Annotated in this window: 10 protein-coding genes; 3 read left to right on the forward strand and 7 right to left on the reverse strand. The window is 68.7% G+C overall.

Annotation, left to right across the window (positions count from 1 at the left end; translation table 11 throughout):
* Positions 1-223: 223 nt before the first annotated feature.
* From EV667_RS02175 to EV667_RS02190, 4 genes are all read right to left on the reverse strand, one after another.
* A complete protein-coding gene (locus tag EV667_RS02175) occupies positions 224-1,591 on the reverse strand; it encodes a sigma-54-dependent transcriptional regulator (protein WP_425358994.1) in 1,368 nt (455 codons plus the stop codon).
* Positions 1,588-3,513, reverse strand: coding sequence for an ATP-binding protein (locus EV667_RS02180; protein WP_131833695.1), 1,926 nt, complete (start codon positions 3,511-3,513; stop codon positions 1,588-1,590). The genes EV667_RS02175 and EV667_RS02180 overlap by 4 nt, the downstream gene beginning before the upstream one ends.
* The gene (locus tag EV667_RS02185) at positions 3,510-4,883 is read right to left on the reverse strand and encodes an ABC transporter substrate-binding protein (protein WP_131833696.1); all 1,374 of its coding nucleotides are present in this window, start codon (positions 4,881-4,883) and stop codon (positions 3,510-3,512) included. The genes EV667_RS02180 and EV667_RS02185 overlap by 4 nt, the downstream gene beginning before the upstream one ends.
* Before the next feature lie 108 nt (positions 4,884-4,991).
* Entirely contained in the window at positions 4,992-5,621 is a 630-nt protein-coding gene (locus EV667_RS02190) for a LysE/ArgO family amino acid transporter (protein ID WP_131834970.1), read from the reverse strand.
* A gap of 118 nt (positions 5,622-5,739) precedes the next feature.
* Between EV667_RS02190 and EV667_RS02195 the strand changes: the two genes are divergently transcribed.
* The 3 genes from EV667_RS02195 to EV667_RS02205 all read left to right on the forward strand — a co-directional run bounded on the left by EV667_RS02195 (position 5,740) and on the right by EV667_RS02205 (position 9,287).
* On the forward strand, positions 5,740-6,633 hold the full coding sequence (locus EV667_RS02195) for a LysR family transcriptional regulator ArgP (RefSeq protein WP_131833697.1): 894 nt from the start codon (positions 5,740-5,742) through the stop codon (positions 6,631-6,633).
* Positions 6,634-6,795: 162 nt separating this feature from the next.
* Positions 6,796-8,133 carry a protease gene (locus EV667_RS02200; RefSeq protein ID WP_131833698.1) on the forward strand — a complete coding sequence of 446 codons (1,338 nt, stop codon included), beginning with the start codon at positions 6,796-6,798 and terminating at the stop codon, positions 8,131-8,133.
* The gene (locus EV667_RS02205; RefSeq protein WP_131833699.1) at positions 8,130-9,287 is read left to right on the forward strand and encodes an MFS transporter; all 1,158 of its coding nucleotides are present in this window, start codon (positions 8,130-8,132) and stop codon (positions 9,285-9,287) included. The genes EV667_RS02200 and EV667_RS02205 overlap by 4 nt, the downstream gene beginning before the upstream one ends.
* A gap of 132 nt (positions 9,288-9,419) precedes the next feature.
* Here EV667_RS02205 and EV667_RS23210 read toward each other — a convergent pair whose 3' ends face one another.
* The 3 genes from EV667_RS23210 to EV667_RS02220 form a co-directional block, all read right to left on the reverse strand.
* On the reverse strand, positions 9,420-10,457 hold the full coding sequence (locus tag EV667_RS23210) for a lytic transglycosylase domain-containing protein (RefSeq protein WP_245515940.1): 1,038 nt from the start codon (positions 10,455-10,457) through the stop codon (positions 9,420-9,422).
* A gap of 90 nt (positions 10,458-10,547) precedes the next feature.
* Entirely contained in the window at positions 10,548-12,155 is a 1,608-nt protein-coding gene (locus EV667_RS02215) for a serine hydrolase (protein ID WP_245515941.1), read from the reverse strand.
* A gap of 263 nt (positions 12,156-12,418) precedes the next feature.
* Positions 12,419-14,017, reverse strand: a complete 1,599-nt coding sequence (locus tag EV667_RS02220; protein WP_165901536.1) for a winged helix-turn-helix domain-containing protein — start codon at positions 14,015-14,017, stop codon at positions 12,419-12,421.
* Positions 14,018-14,885 lie beyond the last annotated feature (868 nt).

Below are 14,885 nucleotides of genomic sequence, written 5' to 3' on the forward strand. Positions count from 1 at the left end.
GGCGTTTTCTCCCAATAGGCTTGGCTTGGCGGCCCGGGGACCGCGCCTGCCTATCCGCAACCCGCGTGCCAACGGGGCGGAGAAACGCAAGTCGCTGATATTCTTGAATATCCCGAAGTGCGGTGTCTGCGGGTGCCGATCGGCTGGGCAATCGGGGTAACAGCGGGAACGGCCGGACGGGTCATTTCGGTAACATCCGCCCTCGATCCCCGGTCCTCGCGCGTCAGTCCTCGACCGCGTCGCGCTCCAGCCCGTGCTTGCGCATCTTGAGGTAGAGAGTCTTGCGCGAGATGCCGAGCGCCTCGGCGCTCTGCCCGACCCGCCCGCCATGGCGCGCCAGAACCTGGGCGATAGCCTGCCGTTCGGCGAGGTCCACCGTCGCCTCCAGCGACGGCGCGCCCGCCGGCGCCAGTTCCATTTCTTCCGCCTCTTCCAGCCCGAGGACATGACGCTCGGCCGCGTTGCGCAGTTCGCGCACATTGCCGGGCCACGGCCGGCGCATCAGGCCCGCCAGCGTCCCGGTCTCCACCGGGCGGGTGGGCACGCCGTCGCGCGCGGCGACAGTGGCGACGAAATGCCGGAACAACGCGGGAATGTCCTCGTGCCGGTCGCGCAGCGGCGGCAGGCGCACCGTCACCGTGTTGAGCCGGTAGAGCAGGTCCTCGCGGAACCGCCCCTCGCCGGACAGCGCCAGCAGGTCGACCTTGGTAGCGGCGAGCACGCGGATGTCGACCTGTATTTCTAAATTCGACCCCAGCCGCTCGATGCTGCGTTCCTGCAATGCCCGGAGCAGGCGCGTCTGTGCCGCCAGCGGCATGGATTCGATCTCGTCGAGGAACAGCGTGCCCTTGTGCGCATGCTCGATCTTGCCGATGCGCCGCTCGCGCGCGCCGGTGAAGGCCCCCGCCTCGTGGCCGAACAGTTCGCTCTCGATCATGTTCTCGGGGATCGCGGCGCAGTTCACCGCGACGAAGCGCCCGGCCCGGCGCCGCCCGAAATCGTGCAGGGCCCGCGCCGCCATTTCCTTGCCGGTCCCGGTCTCGCCGAAGATCAGCACGTCTGTGCGGGTGTCGGCGAGCACGGCCAGCGTTCGGCGCAGGCGCTGCATCGGCTCGGCGCGGCCGATGAGCCTTCCCGCCCAGACATCGTCCGCGCGCGCCTCATCCCGGGCCCCTTGTTCGCGCAGGGCCCGGTTCTCCAGCACCAGCCGGCGCTGCTCCAGCGCGCGCCGCACGGTCTCCACCAGCAGCACCGGGTCGGCCGGCTTCTCGATGAAGTCCCACGCCCCGGCCCGCAGGGCGCGCAGCGCCATCGGCACGTCGCCATGGCCAGTGATCAGCAGGACGGGAATGTCGGGGTCGAGCCGGCGCACGGCGTCGAGCAAGCCGAAGCCGTCCATGCCGGGCATACGCACGTCGGAGACCACGACACCCTCGAAGCGGGTCGACAGCGAGGCGAGGGCCGCCGCCGAACTGCCGGTTGTCGAGACCGTCAGCCCGTCGAGTTCCAGCGTCTGGCCATAGGCGCGGCGCACTTCCTCGTCGTCATCCACCAGCAGCACGTCGGGCGGGTTGGTCATCGCGTTGCTCATGCGGCCTCGCGAAGTTCGATGGCGAAGGTGCTGCCGGAGGGCGAGCTTTCCCTCAGCAGAAGGCGCCCGCCGAAATCGCGGATGATGTTGAACGACAGCGAGAGGCCGAGGCCGAGGCCCGAGCCCGGTGGCTTGGTGGTGAAGAACGGGTCGAAAATGTCCGTGTGCATGCCGTCCCCGATCCCCGTGCCGGTGTCGCTGATCTCGATGCTCACATGCTCCGCGCCGCGCCGGGCCCGCACCTCGATCCGCCGCTGCGGGGCGCCGTGGACCGCGTCCATCGCATTGGCGAAGAGGTTGACCAGCACCTGTTCCAGCCGCACCTCCTCGGCAAGGACATGCAGCCCCGGCGGCACGGCGCGTATCACCTCGACATGCTCGTCGGCAATGCGCTGGGCGAACAGCGACAGCGCGCCCTCGACCACCGCGTCGAGGCTGACGGCTCCCATTTCGGGCTCGGGGCGCCGGGCGAAGCGCTTGAGATGGGCGATGCTCCGCGCCATGCGGACGGTCAGACCCTCGATGTGGGCGAGGCTTTCCGCCGCGTCCTCGGTGCGCCCGCGCTTCAGCAGCACGGCGCCATTATGGGCGTGGGAGCGCAGGGCGGCGAGGGGCTGGTTGAGCTCGTGGCCGATGCCCGCCGCCATCTGGCCGAGCGCGGCGAGCTTGGCGGACTGGACCAGCTCATCCCGGGTCTGCCGGAAAATGGCGAGCGCGCGGGACAGTTCGTCCAGCTCGTCCGCGCCGAAATAGCCCTGCGCCTGGGGCGCCGGCAGGTCCACCGCGCCGCCGCTGGCAATGGCCCCGGCTGCGAGGGTGAGCCGCTCCAGCCGGGCGATCAGGCTGCGCCGGACATAGAACCACCCCACCAGCACGGCAACGCCGAGCGACAGCAGGGCAATGGCGAGCAGCAGGCTGCGGCCGACGACGATGGCCTCCGCCGCGCGGGCGGCCGCCGCGCGCGCATCGGTCTCGATCTGCCGCGCGACCCCGCCAATGCTCCCGCCGAGTTCGGCGGCGAGGTCGCGGCTGGTGCCGAGCAGCTTCTGTCCCTCCTCGGAGGCCGCGATTTCCGCCAGGCGCAGGCCCGGCAGGCCGATTTCGGCATCGGCCAGCGCGGCGAGGCGGCCGACGATCTGGCGCACGGTGATGCTGTCGGCCCAGCCCTGCAGCCTCTTGCCCTCGACGACCAACTCGTCCACCGCTTCGCCGAGGAAATGGCCGGTCTGGCGCAGATCCTCCGGCACCCGCACGCTGGCGACCTGCCCCAGCAGGCCGATGGACAGATGCGCCTGGGCGCTCAACGCGAGGATCGCCTCGGTCTTGGAAGTCTCGTCGCGCAGGATGCGCTGCGCGGTCCGCGCGACCTCGCCCGCCTGTCCCACCTGTTCCAGCGCGGCATTGATATTGAAGCGGGCATCCTCGACCAGCGGCTCGACCTCGTCCACGAGGTCGGCCTGCAGCCAGCGCAGTTCGTCGACGATGGCGCGGGTGCGCGCCTCGATCTCGAAACGCCGGCGGGCGGCCTCGTCCACGGCGTCGAGCGTGCTGCCGAGCGCATCGACAAGGCGACGCAGCGCCCTGAACCCCTGCGAGCCCTCGCCCGTCGGCGCGGTCTCCAGCAGGCCCCGGAGATCGCCGAGCCGGCCGCGTGCGCGCTCCATCGCCACATCATGGGCGTCGCGGCGCTCGGCGGTGGCAAGCTCGGCCGCCGCGGCCGTCAGGCGTCCGCCGGCCTGCGAGAGCCGGGCGGCGAACACCAGCGCCGGCACATGGCCGCGCGCGATCGAATCGAGTTCCGACGAGAGCCGCGCATAGGAAAGCCAGCCGACGAGGCAGGCGATGACCGCCAGCGCGCCGACCCCGATGAAGGCCAGCAGCAGGCGCCCGCCAATGCCGAAGCGGGTTCTCTCCACGCTCATGGGGCGGCCTTCCCGGCCCGCAGTGCCGGGAGCCGCCCGTGCTCGACGAGGTGCCGCCGCCCGGTTTCGGCGGCGGCGCGTGCCTCGCTGAGATTCTGCGCGGTCCATGTCTGGATGCGCGCGGTCAGCGCGGTCTGCTCCGCCGGGGCCGGCAGGCCGCGCGGCACGCGCACCAGCTTGACGCGGCTGGCGATGCTGGCGGCTTCGGTCTCCCCGAACGGCATTTGTGCCAGAAGCGCCCGCGCCCGCGTCACCTCCCGGGCGGCTTCGGTGTCGGGCCCGGCGAGCAGCGCCGCCTCCACCTCATAGATGGTGCGCCAGATGTCGGCGGCCTCGGTGAGTGGAAAGGTGATGAGTTCGTCGAACAGGATGTTGATCAGCTCGTAGCGCTGCGCCGAGCGGCCGGCGTCAAAGCTCCAGGTCGCCGCCTCGTCGCTGAGGGCAAAGGGATTCGGGCCATCGGTGGCGCCATCGGCATAGAATTCCGGGCGGATGGGCTGGCGGTCGATGCGCGGGTCAAGCAGCAGCCGCTGGCCGGGCACCGACAGCAGGAAATCGACGAAGGCGTTCGCCGCCTCCGGGTTCGCCGCCCCTTTGAGCAGCGCGATGCTGGCGGGGGTGAAGACCTTCTGCTCGGGAAAGCTGAACCGTACCGGCCCGGCATCCAGCTCCGTCGGCTGGGCCAGGAAGTCGATGGTGATGCCGACCCCGAAACGCCCGCGCGATACGCCGGCCGCCACGCCGAAGCTGCGCGCGGTGACGGTGGCGAGATTGCCGCCGACCTGCCGCCACACCGCCCAGCCGGTGTTCCACCCCTCCGATTGCAGCAGCGCCTCGACCATGAGGTGGGTGGTGCCGGACCGAGACGGCGAGGAGATGCCGACATGGCCGTGATAGATCGGCGCGGTGAGGTCGCGCCAGCGCTGGGGAACGCTCAGCCCATGGCGGGCGAGATACGCTTCGTTCCACACCACGCCATAGCCGGACAGGGCGAAGCCCAGATACATGCCGGCCGGGTCGTTCACGGGATAGCCGGCCACCACGGGCGGGGTGCCGGTGTCGCGGGGGACCAGCGGGGCGAGCCGGCCCTCCAGCTTGAGCAGCTCGAACGCATCGGGCGCCGAGGCCCAGAACAGGTCGGCGTCCAGCCGCTCCCCGCCGGTGATCAGCGCCACGGCGGCGGTCGTCTTGCGCTGGACGAACTCGACCTCGATATCCGGCCGCGCCTGCCGAAACGCCTTGCGGTACAGGTCGATCATGGACGGCGGAAAAGACGTGACGATCCGCAGGGGGCGGGCGTCGGCCGGCCACGCCTGCACCATGAGCAGGCACAGGCCGATCATGGCTAGAGCCGAAATGCGGAGCCTCACCGCCTTCTCCCGGATGACGACGTTTCTTGTTGCGCCACCATCGCCGGTGCGCGCGGGCGCCGCAACCTTTGCCGGCAATCGCCTTGCCCATGCCGAGGCGATGGCGGCTCAGCCGGGCATCGCCAGCGCGCGCATCACCAGGGAGGCGGCCAGCGTGAGCATGACGACGCCGACGCCGGCATCAAGCACCCTCCAGGCGGCCGGCCGGGCAAACAGCGGCCGCAGCAGCCGGGCGCCATAGCCGAGCGCCGCGAACCAGACGAAGCTCGCCACGGCCGCCCCCGCGACGAAGGCGGGGCGGATCGCCTCGGGCTGGGCCGAGCCCGCCGCCCCCATCAGCAGCACGGTGTCGAGATAGACATGCGGATTGAGCAGGGTGAAGCCGGCGGTGGCCAGCAGCGCGCGCGTGAGCGTCGTGTCGCCCGCAGCGATGACGGCCATGGCTTCGGGCGCCGCCATGCGCCGCAGGGCCTGGACGCCGTACCAGCCGAGAAAGCCGGCACCGCCAAGCGCCAGCAGCGTCGCCAGTTGCGGCAGGGCGGCGAGAAAGGCCCCGACGCCCGCCACGCCGGCGGCGATCAGCAACGCGTCGGCCGTGCCGCAGAACAGCACGATGGCGCCCACATGCTCGCGCCGCAGCCCCTGCCGCAGCACGAACAGGTTCTGCGCCCCGATGGCGATGATGAGCGCGGCGGAGAGCAGGAAGCCGGTGCAGAACGGCAGGAAGAACTGGGGCATGAAGAACTGGGGCATGAGGAACGGGGGCAGGAGGGGCTGTGTCATGCCGTGGTGGTGCCGCGCCGCGCCGATCAAGTAAAACTTGTTCTTCTAAGGTCGATGAAGCAAAACTTCATCCATGCTGGACTATCCCGCCCTTGCCGCTGTCGCCGCCGTCGTGCGGGAAGGTTCGTTCGAGCGGGCTGCCGCCGCGCTCGCCATCACCCCGTCGGCGGTGTCGCAGCGGGTGCGCGGGCTTGAGGAGCGGCTCGGGGCGATCCTCATCGTGCGCGGCCAGCCCTGCGAGGCGACCGAACTCGGCCGCAGCCTCTGCGCCCATCTCGACCAAGTACGCCTGCTGGAGCATGATCTGGCGCCGGCGCTCGGCAGCACGGCCGCCGGAGCCGGCGACAGGCTGACCCTGCCGGTGGCGGTGAATGCCGACAGCCTCGCCACCTGGTTTCCGGCGGCGGCCGCCGCCTTCGGCCGTGTGGCGGACGTGTCGCTCGACCTGACGCTCGACGATGAGGCGCACACCGCCAACAGGCTGCGCGCCGGCGAGGTGATGGCCGCCGTCACCGCCGAGCGCGAGCCGGTGCAGGGATGCCGGACCCTGTCGCTGGGCGCGCTACGCTACGCGGCCTGCGCCAGCCCGGAATTCGTCGCCCGCTATTTTGCGCGCGGCATCACCCCGCAGGCGCTGGAACAGGCGCCCTGCCTGCGCTTCGACCGCCGGGATTTCCTGCAGGCGCGCTGGGCGCGGGCGGCCTTGGGCGTTGAGCGGGTGGGCCCGGTCCACTGGGTGCCTTCCACCCATGGCTTCCTCGACATGACGCTGGTCGGGCTGGGCTGGGGCATGCACCCCTGCGCGATGGTGGAGGACCGCATCGCCGCCGGCCATCTGATCGAGCTGGCGCCGGCGCACCGGGTCGACGTGCCGCTCTACTGGACCGTGACCCGCCTCCACGCGGCCGCGCTGAACCAGTTGACGCAGGCGGTCAGTACGGCGGCCGGCGAAGTTCTCGGCCGGTGAGGTCTCCGAATTGCCGACGGTTTTAACCGATAGCGCCGTCCGAAAGTCGGCGTATTGCGGCGGCCGGGCCGTGTGGCGGCCGACCGTGGCCAAACGGCCGCTTCCCTTCGCGGATGCAAAATGGCAGGTTAGGCGCCCGTTGTTCGGTCGACATCCTTATCAATGCTCAAGCTTTCCTTTCTTCTGATCGGCGCGGAATCGTTCCGCGCTCGATGGTACGTCATAGCCGTGCTCGGCGGTGTGTTTCTCACCTTGGCCATCATGCTGGCGATCGATGCGTCGGATGGCGTGACGCTCGCCATGCAGGAGACGCTGGGCCTCGTCTTCGTGCTCAACGGGCTGATTGCGCTGTTCGTGTTCATAGGTCGGGCAAGGGGGGCGATGCGCTCCCTGCTTTTCCTCAAGGCGGCGGCCCTGCTGATGGTTGGGGTGCTCATCATCCAGCCGCCGATCTCGACGCAATTGGCGCTCGCCTACCTGTTCGCCCTCGCTTTCGTGCTCGACGGGCTCTGCCGCGTGGCGACCGCGCTCGTGGTGCGCTTTCCCGGCTGGAAGATGATGGCGGCGTTCGGCGTGATCGAGCTGCTCATCGCGGTGCTTATCATCACCGAATGGCCGATGCCCCGCGCCCGCAACATTCCCTTCTGCATAAGCCTTTTGCTGGCCTTGTCGGGGTGGTTGCTGCTCCGCGTCGGGCTGATGTTCCGCACGCTGGAAAGCGAAGCGGGCATCCTCGCCTTGCCGATCTTCGCCGGGCGCGGCTGGTATGACAACGCCCCGATCCTGATCGAGACCGGCGAAAGCGCGACACTACCGGAACAGCCGATGATCGTCCATGTCTGGACTCCGGTCGGCTCGGCCTACGCCCCCGAGCACCGGCTGCTGGTCGATCGCTATATCGCGGCGGTGGACGGCCACGGCGTGATCTCGACCGGCCATGCCGCGCTGGAGATGCCGCCGGACCTCTATATCAGCCATTATCCCGCTCTCGAGGTCGAGCGCTCCAGCAGCGATTTCATCGCCTCGCTCCGCGCCGGCGACGAGAATGACCTGAAAGGCCGCTTCCAGCCTTCCTATCAATACGAGTCCGAATGGTGGTGCCCGGCGGACGCGAATGTCGAGTTCCACAATTACAGTCCGCGCCGCCTGCGCGCGCTGTGGGCCGGGTACAAGCAGGACGACACCTACAATCTCACCAACCGCAACTGCTCGGTGGTGGTGGCACAGGCGCTCGACGCGGCGCTCGAAGGGTCGATGGCGAGCCGTTTTCCATGGCTGCGCCTGCTCGCGCTGCTGACCAATCCCGATATCTGGGTGGCGGCGATGATCCGCAGCCGCGCGAATTCGGCGACATGGACCCCCGGGCTGGTGCTCGACTATGCCCGCACCATGGCGCGGATCGTCGAAAAAAATGAAGTGGCCTGGGGCATGCGCCTGATGGGCTTCCTGAAGTGGGGCCGGTCCGCACCGGCGGATGGTAAAGAGGCACGCCCGGTATGAGTACGCCGCTTTCCGCAGAGCAGCCCGCCAGCCTGTTCTCGCGCGGCGCCGTCATCGCGACCGCGATGATGTTCGGGCTTACCTACAGCCTGAGCGCGGCGCTGATCGCGCTCGACCTGACCGCGCGCGGTTTCAGCGAGACCCTGATCGGCGCCAATGCGGCCATGCATGCCGTCGGCGTCCTCATCACCGCCATGCTGCTGCCCCGGATCGTCGCGTTCTTCGGCATCCGCCGGCTGGTCATCATCGCCCTCGTCGTCGCGGCGCTGGCGCTGTGCGCGTTTCCCGCCATTCCCCTCATCTGGCTCTGGTTTCCGCTTCGGCTCGTGCTCGGCATGGCCTCGGAGATCCTGTTCGTGCTGTCCGAGGCCTGGACCAACAGCCTGAGCACGGAAGCGACCCGCGCCCGCGCCATGGCGGCCTATACCGCCGCGCTTTCGGTTGGGTTCGCCCTTGGCCCGCTGATCCTTTCCGTGGTCGGCTCCGGTGGTTCCGCCCCCTATCTCGTCGGTGCAGGTATCGCGCTGTTTGCCGCAGGCTTCGTCGCCTCGCCCAAGGTGCAGGCGCCGGTGTTCGACGAGCCGGCGAAGGGCAGCCCGCTCCGCTTCATCCGGCTCGCGCCGGTCGCGATTTCGGCCGTGGTGCTGAACGCGGCGATCGAGACCGCCGGCCTTTCCTTCCTCGCCATCTATGCCGTCAATCTCGGCTGGGAAGAGAGCGGCGCCACACGGCTGATGTCGTGCATGATGATCGGCGCCATCCTCCTCCAGCTGCCGATCGGGTGGCTCGGCGACAAGGTGGACCGGGTCAAGCTGGTCACCGCGCTGGCGGTGGCGTCGATGCTCGGCGCGCTGGCGTGGCCGCTGGCCCTGCAGAACGAGATTGCCACCTATACGCTGCTGTTCTTCTGGGGCGGCGCGTTCGTCGGTATCTACACCATCATGCTGACGCTGGTCGGCAGCCGCTTCAAGGGGGCGGAACTGATCGGCATCTATGCCGCCATGGGGCTGATGTGGGGCCTCGGCGCGTTGCTCGGGCCGCTGCTGGCGGGCTTCGCGATGGACAGCACCCTGCACGGGCTCGCCTTCTTCGCCGCCGCCACCTGTGGCGCCTTTGCCCTGTTCGTCACGCTGAACGGCCGGCGCGGGCACTGAACCTCGGTGACGGCGCCGGGCCGGCGAGAGCCCTTCCGCGAAAGTGGACAGACTTTCGCGGCGAGAAAATGCTCTGGCTTATTGATTGAAAAGCCCTTTCCGATCGGGTGATTCCACCGGATCGAAAGCGCTCTAGGGCTCGATGTCCGCCGTGCGGATCAGCGAACCGAGCATCCGCTTGCGCTTGGCCTCGTAGTAGTAGCCCCTGGAATACAGCATCACCGCCCGCTTCTCGTCGCGTCCCGCGACGCGGTAGGCATTGGCGAGATAGGCGACCGCGTAGGTCATGTTGGTATTGGCGTCGAGAAGGTCCTTTGGCGCGCCACGGAAGCCGAGGCCCCGCGCCGTGTCGACGCGGATCTGCATCAGTCCCCAATAGGGGCCATGGCGCTGCCTCGGGTCGAACCTGCTTTCCCGCCACGCCACACGGCGGACCAGCGCCGCCGGCACATCGAAGCGCTCCGCGTGGCGCTGGATCAGCGCCTCGATGTGGGCCGGCGCCCGCTCGGCCGTCGGCCGGCTGTTGGCCGGCTCGGGGCTGTCGTCGATGGGCGCTGCGGCATCCTCGCGCGGGGCGGCGGCCTCCGCTTCGGCTGCAATGTCGGGCATCGCTGCCACGTCTTCCGGCTGGGCCTCGGGCGCCATCGCCAGCGCGGTGGCGGGCGCCGTTTCCGGGAGGCGCGGAGGCGGCAGCGGCACCAGTGCCGGCAGGATGACGCGGCGCACCTCGGCGAGCCGCTTCGGCGGCAGGGGCACGGGAGCGGGCACGGGGTCAGAAATGGCGGACGATTCTGCCGCGGACGAATTCGATGCCGGAGATACCCGCATCGGCACCACGATCGTGGTCACATGCCGGGAGGCTTCGAGTTGCGGCGTCGGTTGTGCCTGCGCCAGCAGCCATCCACCGGTCGGCGCTTCACGCGGCGGCTCTGTCAGCCAACTGAAATAGGAGGGAGCGACCAAACCCGCCGGCGCACGCGCAACAGGCGCGAGAAGCGCGGCCGCACTGGCCTTGTCGGGCGCCCGCCCGCCGGGCCGGGCCGGCGTCGCGGGGGACGTCGCGGGCTGTCCGGCGATGGCGGCCCCTGCCGGCGATGCGTCCGACGGCGAGCCGCTCAGCAGGCACGCGCCCAGCGCCAGCATCGCGACCGCGCGCGGCCCTGCGTCCATCCGGTACTGTGCTGTTCGCCATTCCACTCCGTTGCCTAGCACAATTAACCAACGGTCGAAACGCTGTGCTCGCAGCCGACCATGGCGCGCTCACCGCGTCCATGTGGCGAGGCCCTCGGCGTCGAGATAGTCGATCTTCAGTTCGGCGGCCTTGCCGGCCTTCACCACGAAGCGCACGGAAGACAGCGAGCCATAAGGCGCATTCTCGCTGCGCGGGGCGACCGCAAAAATGTCCCCGTCCCAGTGGGTCAGCGGCATGGACAGCGTGCCGGGGCCGAGAGCCAGCACCAGGCCATCCTGGCCCTGCGTGATCCGCGCCGGGCCGAAAAAGCTGTTCTCATAGGTGCCCACATAATCGGCCAGCGGCCGGGCTGCCGCCGGCGTCGCCGGTGCTGTCTTGCCCGCCAGATCGCCGGCGGGGTCGTTGAAGGCCATCAGCCTCGGGTGGAAAAGTTCGTACCAGTCGCGGGTGGGTGCGCCATACTGGACGATGTCCATGAAATGGCTGGCGATCGCCTCCGCCGCCCCCACAGGTGCGCCGTTGGTCAGCACCACAATGGCGATGTCGGCAGACGGCAGGAAGCGCACGAACGTGCCCGCACCCGTTCCAAAGGCGCCGGAATGAGACAGGTCCGGTCGGCCGTTGGCATCCACCGAAACGTTGAAGCCGAAACCATAGAAGCTCGATCGCGCGCCGATGGTGGGAGCCGGCGAACTGAAGGCCTGCGCCCGAAGGGCCGGCAGCAGTGCGGCGGGCGCGATGAGTTCCCGCCCCTCATGGCGGCCATTGGCGAGCACCAGCTTCATCCATTCGGCCACGTCGGTCACGCTGGAAGACACGCCCCCGGCCGGCGACTGCGGGTCGGGGTCGCGCTGGTAGAGTGGCGTGAACCGCCCGGCCTCCAGCGAATGCAGCAGGGCCCTGTTCTCGCGCGTGAGCAGGTACTGATAGCGCGAGCTGGTGGACGTCATGCCCAGCGGCCCATAGAGCGCCTTCCGGGACAGGTCCTCCCATGACTGGCCCGACGCCCGCGCCACCGCCTCGGCCCCGGTGGTGAGCCCGAAATTGGAATAGGCGTAGGAAATACGGAACGGCGCCAGCGGTAGCTGGCGCAACCGCTCCAGAATCGCGGCGCGGTCGAAGCCGATGTCTTCGAGCGTGTCGCCGCCCGCGTGCGGCAGGCCGGAGCGATGCGAAAACAGGTCGCCCACCGTCACATTGGCGCTGACATAGGCGTCGCTGAGTGCGAAGCCGGGCAGGAGCTGCACGACCTTGTCGTCCCATTTCACCACACCTGCCGTCACCTGCGCGGCGACGACGGTGGCGGCGATCGGCTTGGACAGCGAGGCCAGCTGGAAGACGGTGTCGGTGTCGATCAAGGCCGGCTTGCCCTGTTCACGAACGCCGAAGCCGCGCGCGAACACCGTCTTGCCGCCATGCACCACCGCAACGGCTGCCCCCGGGACGCCGCTGCGCTGCATCACGCTGTCGATCGCCGCCGGCAGATCCGCCAGCGCCCGCTCCGTCCCGCCCCGGGCGAGCGGGACGACGTCTTCCGGCGGGAACGCACCAAGCGTCAGGGGGACGGTCTGCGCCTGCAGCGGCGGCGCCGTGGAGATCAGCAGGAGGGTGGCGGCGAGCGCCAGGGCTCCCCGGCGGACAAACGAGACGCGCATGGCCAAGCCCCAGGTATTCATACATCGGTCTCCAAGAATCTGCCTGCCCAGGGGGCGGCTGCGTCGGCTCGTCAGGCCGGCAAACAATCGAGGCAATGTTACGCCCACGCGATCGACGCGGTCGCGTCACCGCTTTAGTGGCCCAGTCGGCGCACAAGGCATCGAGCAGGTAGGGCACTTTTCAATTGATCCCCCTAGCAGGCAATTGTTTGCGCAGTGTTTGAAAGCCGCGCCATTGTCCTGCCCCCGCAAGGCGCACGGGAAATGGCGCGGCAAGGGCGGCCTCAGGTCGCCGCGATCAGGCCCGTTGCGCTCACCACAAACGGCGGAATGACATCCGTCCCGTGCAGCCCGGTCAAACGGCCGGCAAGCTCGCGCAGGATGTTGGCGCGCGCCTGCGGCGAGGTGAGATGGCGCACCGAGGTCATGTAGGTGTATTCGATCGCGTTGCGGGCCCCGTCGCGACCGGCGGCGATCAGCACATCGCTGACGGCCTTCGGCAGCGGCTGGCCGGCCGGCGTCACCAGCGCGGCGACCATCACGCTGAGATCCGGCGGCGAATGCGGGCTGTCGAAGGCGAACGACGCTGCCCCCTTCAGCGCCTCGCCGTCGCCGGCGGCCAGCAAGGCGATGCATTTCAGCACGCGCATATGCAGATCGAACTCGGAACCGGGTTCCGCCATCTCGATGCCGCGATCGAAGAACGCCACCGCCGCGGCGAACTCGCTGCGCGCTTGCCGGAGTTGCCCGAGCAGCGGCAGGGCGGCGGCAGAGTCCGCCGTGCGGGCAAAGGCGCGCTCGGCAAGATCCTCCGCCAGTTCCAGATGGCCGCGATTGACGAAATAGAGAAGCTTGGCGGCGGCCAGCATCAGCAGGGGATTGCTCTCGATGAGCGGCAGGCATTCCAGAGCCGTCGCCTCGATCTCGCTTTCCAGATCGTCGCGCTCGCCCCGGCTGATGCCTGTGAAGGGGTTGGCGAGGACGAGGCGTGCGAACAGATGCAGGCCCCACTGCAGGGCAATGTCGGCACTGGCCGGATTCTGCTCCCGCGCCGCGCGCAGTTGCAGGCCCTTCTCCAGCCATTTGGGGTTGGAGGTCGACAACAGCGTCGTCGCCTTGCGGAGGCGAATGTCGAGCGGCTGGTCGGTGGGCGTGCCCAGCCCTTCGGAGGCCTCGGCAAGGCTCCTCTGCAACGCCTCGACGATGGCATGGGTGGCGCGTTCGACCTCCGGCGGAAGCAACGCCGCGCCGGGGTCTGCGAGTTCGAGACGCGAGGCGCGGATAATGCGCCGGGAGGGCATCTCCCGAAGGGCGGCCGTGCAATCGAGGCGGCCTTCATTGTCCTGAAGGCTGACATGCAGGACATACCGTGCTGCTGCGCCTTCCTCGCTCCCCGCGACGATCACCGTCTGCCCCGCGCCGACCTTGTCGGCAATCGCGTCGCGCAACTGTCCGGCGATGACGTCCGCGTGCTTGCCCAGTCCTTGATCACGCCGCGCAACGACAGCGACAATTGCCGGAAGCCTGAGCGCCGATCCGAGGCCGGGCCTCGGGGTCGCCGGCGGCAATGAGGTGGCGATCCAGACATAACCCTCGCCATATTGCGTGGCGATATATCGAGGGGCTTTCGCGCTGTCGCCGAGCTTTGACCGCAGCCGATTGATGAGAAAATCGACGTTGCGGTCCGAGGTGTCGGAATCCGCCGACGCGACGACGTCGAGCAACTGGCTGCGCCGCATCAGGCGATGCGGGTTGCGGGACAAGGCCAGAAGGAGCGATCGCTCGCTGCGGGTGAACCGTATCTGCTTGCCGTCGCGATGAGCAAACAGGCAGCTGCGATCCATAACGACGTCGCCAAACACCAGGCCTTCTGTCTGCCGCATCCCACATCCCATCTGAACGCGTCCCCGCCTGCCCGGTCAATGTCGCGTGACCCGGCAGAAGAAAGACGTGCGCGCCGCCTAGCGGTCGCGTCTGACATCGAACCTGACCATACGGAATTATGGCCCTTCAAACAGCAGGCAAATAAGGGCCTGCCATGGGCCCGATCCTGCGGAAATTGCCGGCAAAGAAACGGCGCGGCGGTGGCTGGCAACTCCCGGCCTCGCCGTGACGGAAGAGCGGGAAGATTCCGATGGTCCAGACAGGAATATAATACCTTCATACACTTACGTGCTATCGGCACGCCATATTTGGCCATATTTTCAAATAATCCGCAAACAATCGCCTGTTATGGGTGGCCTTGAGGTAGTCGCGCCTGCCGGCCTCAATAAGCGTGCAGCAATCGGGAAATGTCGGCCTGGCCTGTGTCAGGTTCTTCTCTGGAGGATGCGGAGAGCCCGGCACGGGTAAAGCTACGGCAAGCCGTTCCAAGGCGGTGTCATGTTACCTATTCTGATGGGAACGCAGCGTATCGGCGCTTAATGCGAGGGGCCATCATTGGCAGCAATGGGGTAGGGGACGATGGCAAATTTTCCATGTGGACGGGCTCGGCCATGGGGGCGCGACGCGCGGCCGGATACGCAGGGGCCGGGACGAAGACATCTCGTGCATGCCCTGCTCCGAGACCCGGCGCATCCGGCTCCGCCGACCGCTCGCGCACCGGCACTGATCGCTAGATCCGTCTGAGGCGCCAGGCCGGATCGGCGGCGACGCTGCTGGACCTCATCCTCTTCATTCATTCGACCGCGGGGCGAAGGCCGGCGCCGCGATCGCAGGCCTGCGCGCTGCCCGCCTCGCACAGAGGGACGG

Source organism: Ancylobacter aquaticus, assembly GCF_004339465.1.
Classification (GTDB): domain Bacteria; phylum Pseudomonadota; class Alphaproteobacteria; order Rhizobiales; family Xanthobacteraceae; genus Ancylobacter; species Ancylobacter aquaticus.

Excerpts from the sequence above, each read along its gene's own strand:
- EV667_RS02175 (WP_425358994.1), bottom strand. The coding sequence starts at position 1,591 with ATGAGCAACGCGATGACCAACCCGCCCGACGTGCTGCTGGTGGATGAC.
- EV667_RS02180 (WP_131833695.1), bottom strand. The coding sequence starts at position 3,513 with ATGAGCGTGGAGAGAACCCGCTTCGGCATTGGCGGGCGCCTGCTGCTG.
- EV667_RS02190 (WP_131834970.1), bottom strand. The coding sequence starts at position 5,621 with ATGCCCCAGTTCTTCCTGCCGTTCTGCACCGGCTTCCTGCTCTCCGCC.
- EV667_RS02195 (WP_131833697.1), top strand. The coding sequence starts at position 5,740 with ATGCTGGACTATCCCGCCCTTGCCGCTGTCGCCGCCGTCGTGCGGGAA.
- EV667_RS02200 (WP_131833698.1), top strand. The coding sequence starts at position 6,796 with ATGCTCAAGCTTTCCTTTCTTCTGATCGGCGCGGAATCGTTCCGCGCT.
- EV667_RS02205 (WP_131833699.1), top strand. The coding sequence starts at position 8,130 with ATGAGTACGCCGCTTTCCGCAGAGCAGCCCGCCAGCCTGTTCTCGCGC.
- EV667_RS23210 (WP_245515940.1), bottom strand. The coding sequence starts at position 10,457 with ATGGACGCAGGGCCGCGCGCGGTCGCGATGCTGGCGCTGGGCGCGTGC.
- EV667_RS02215 (WP_245515941.1), bottom strand. The coding sequence starts at position 12,155 with ATGAATACCTGGGGCTTGGCCATGCGCGTCTCGTTTGTCCGCCGGGGA.
- EV667_RS02220 (WP_165901536.1), bottom strand. The coding sequence starts at position 14,017 with ATGCGGCAGACAGAAGGCCTGGTGTTTGGCGACGTCGTTATGGATCGC.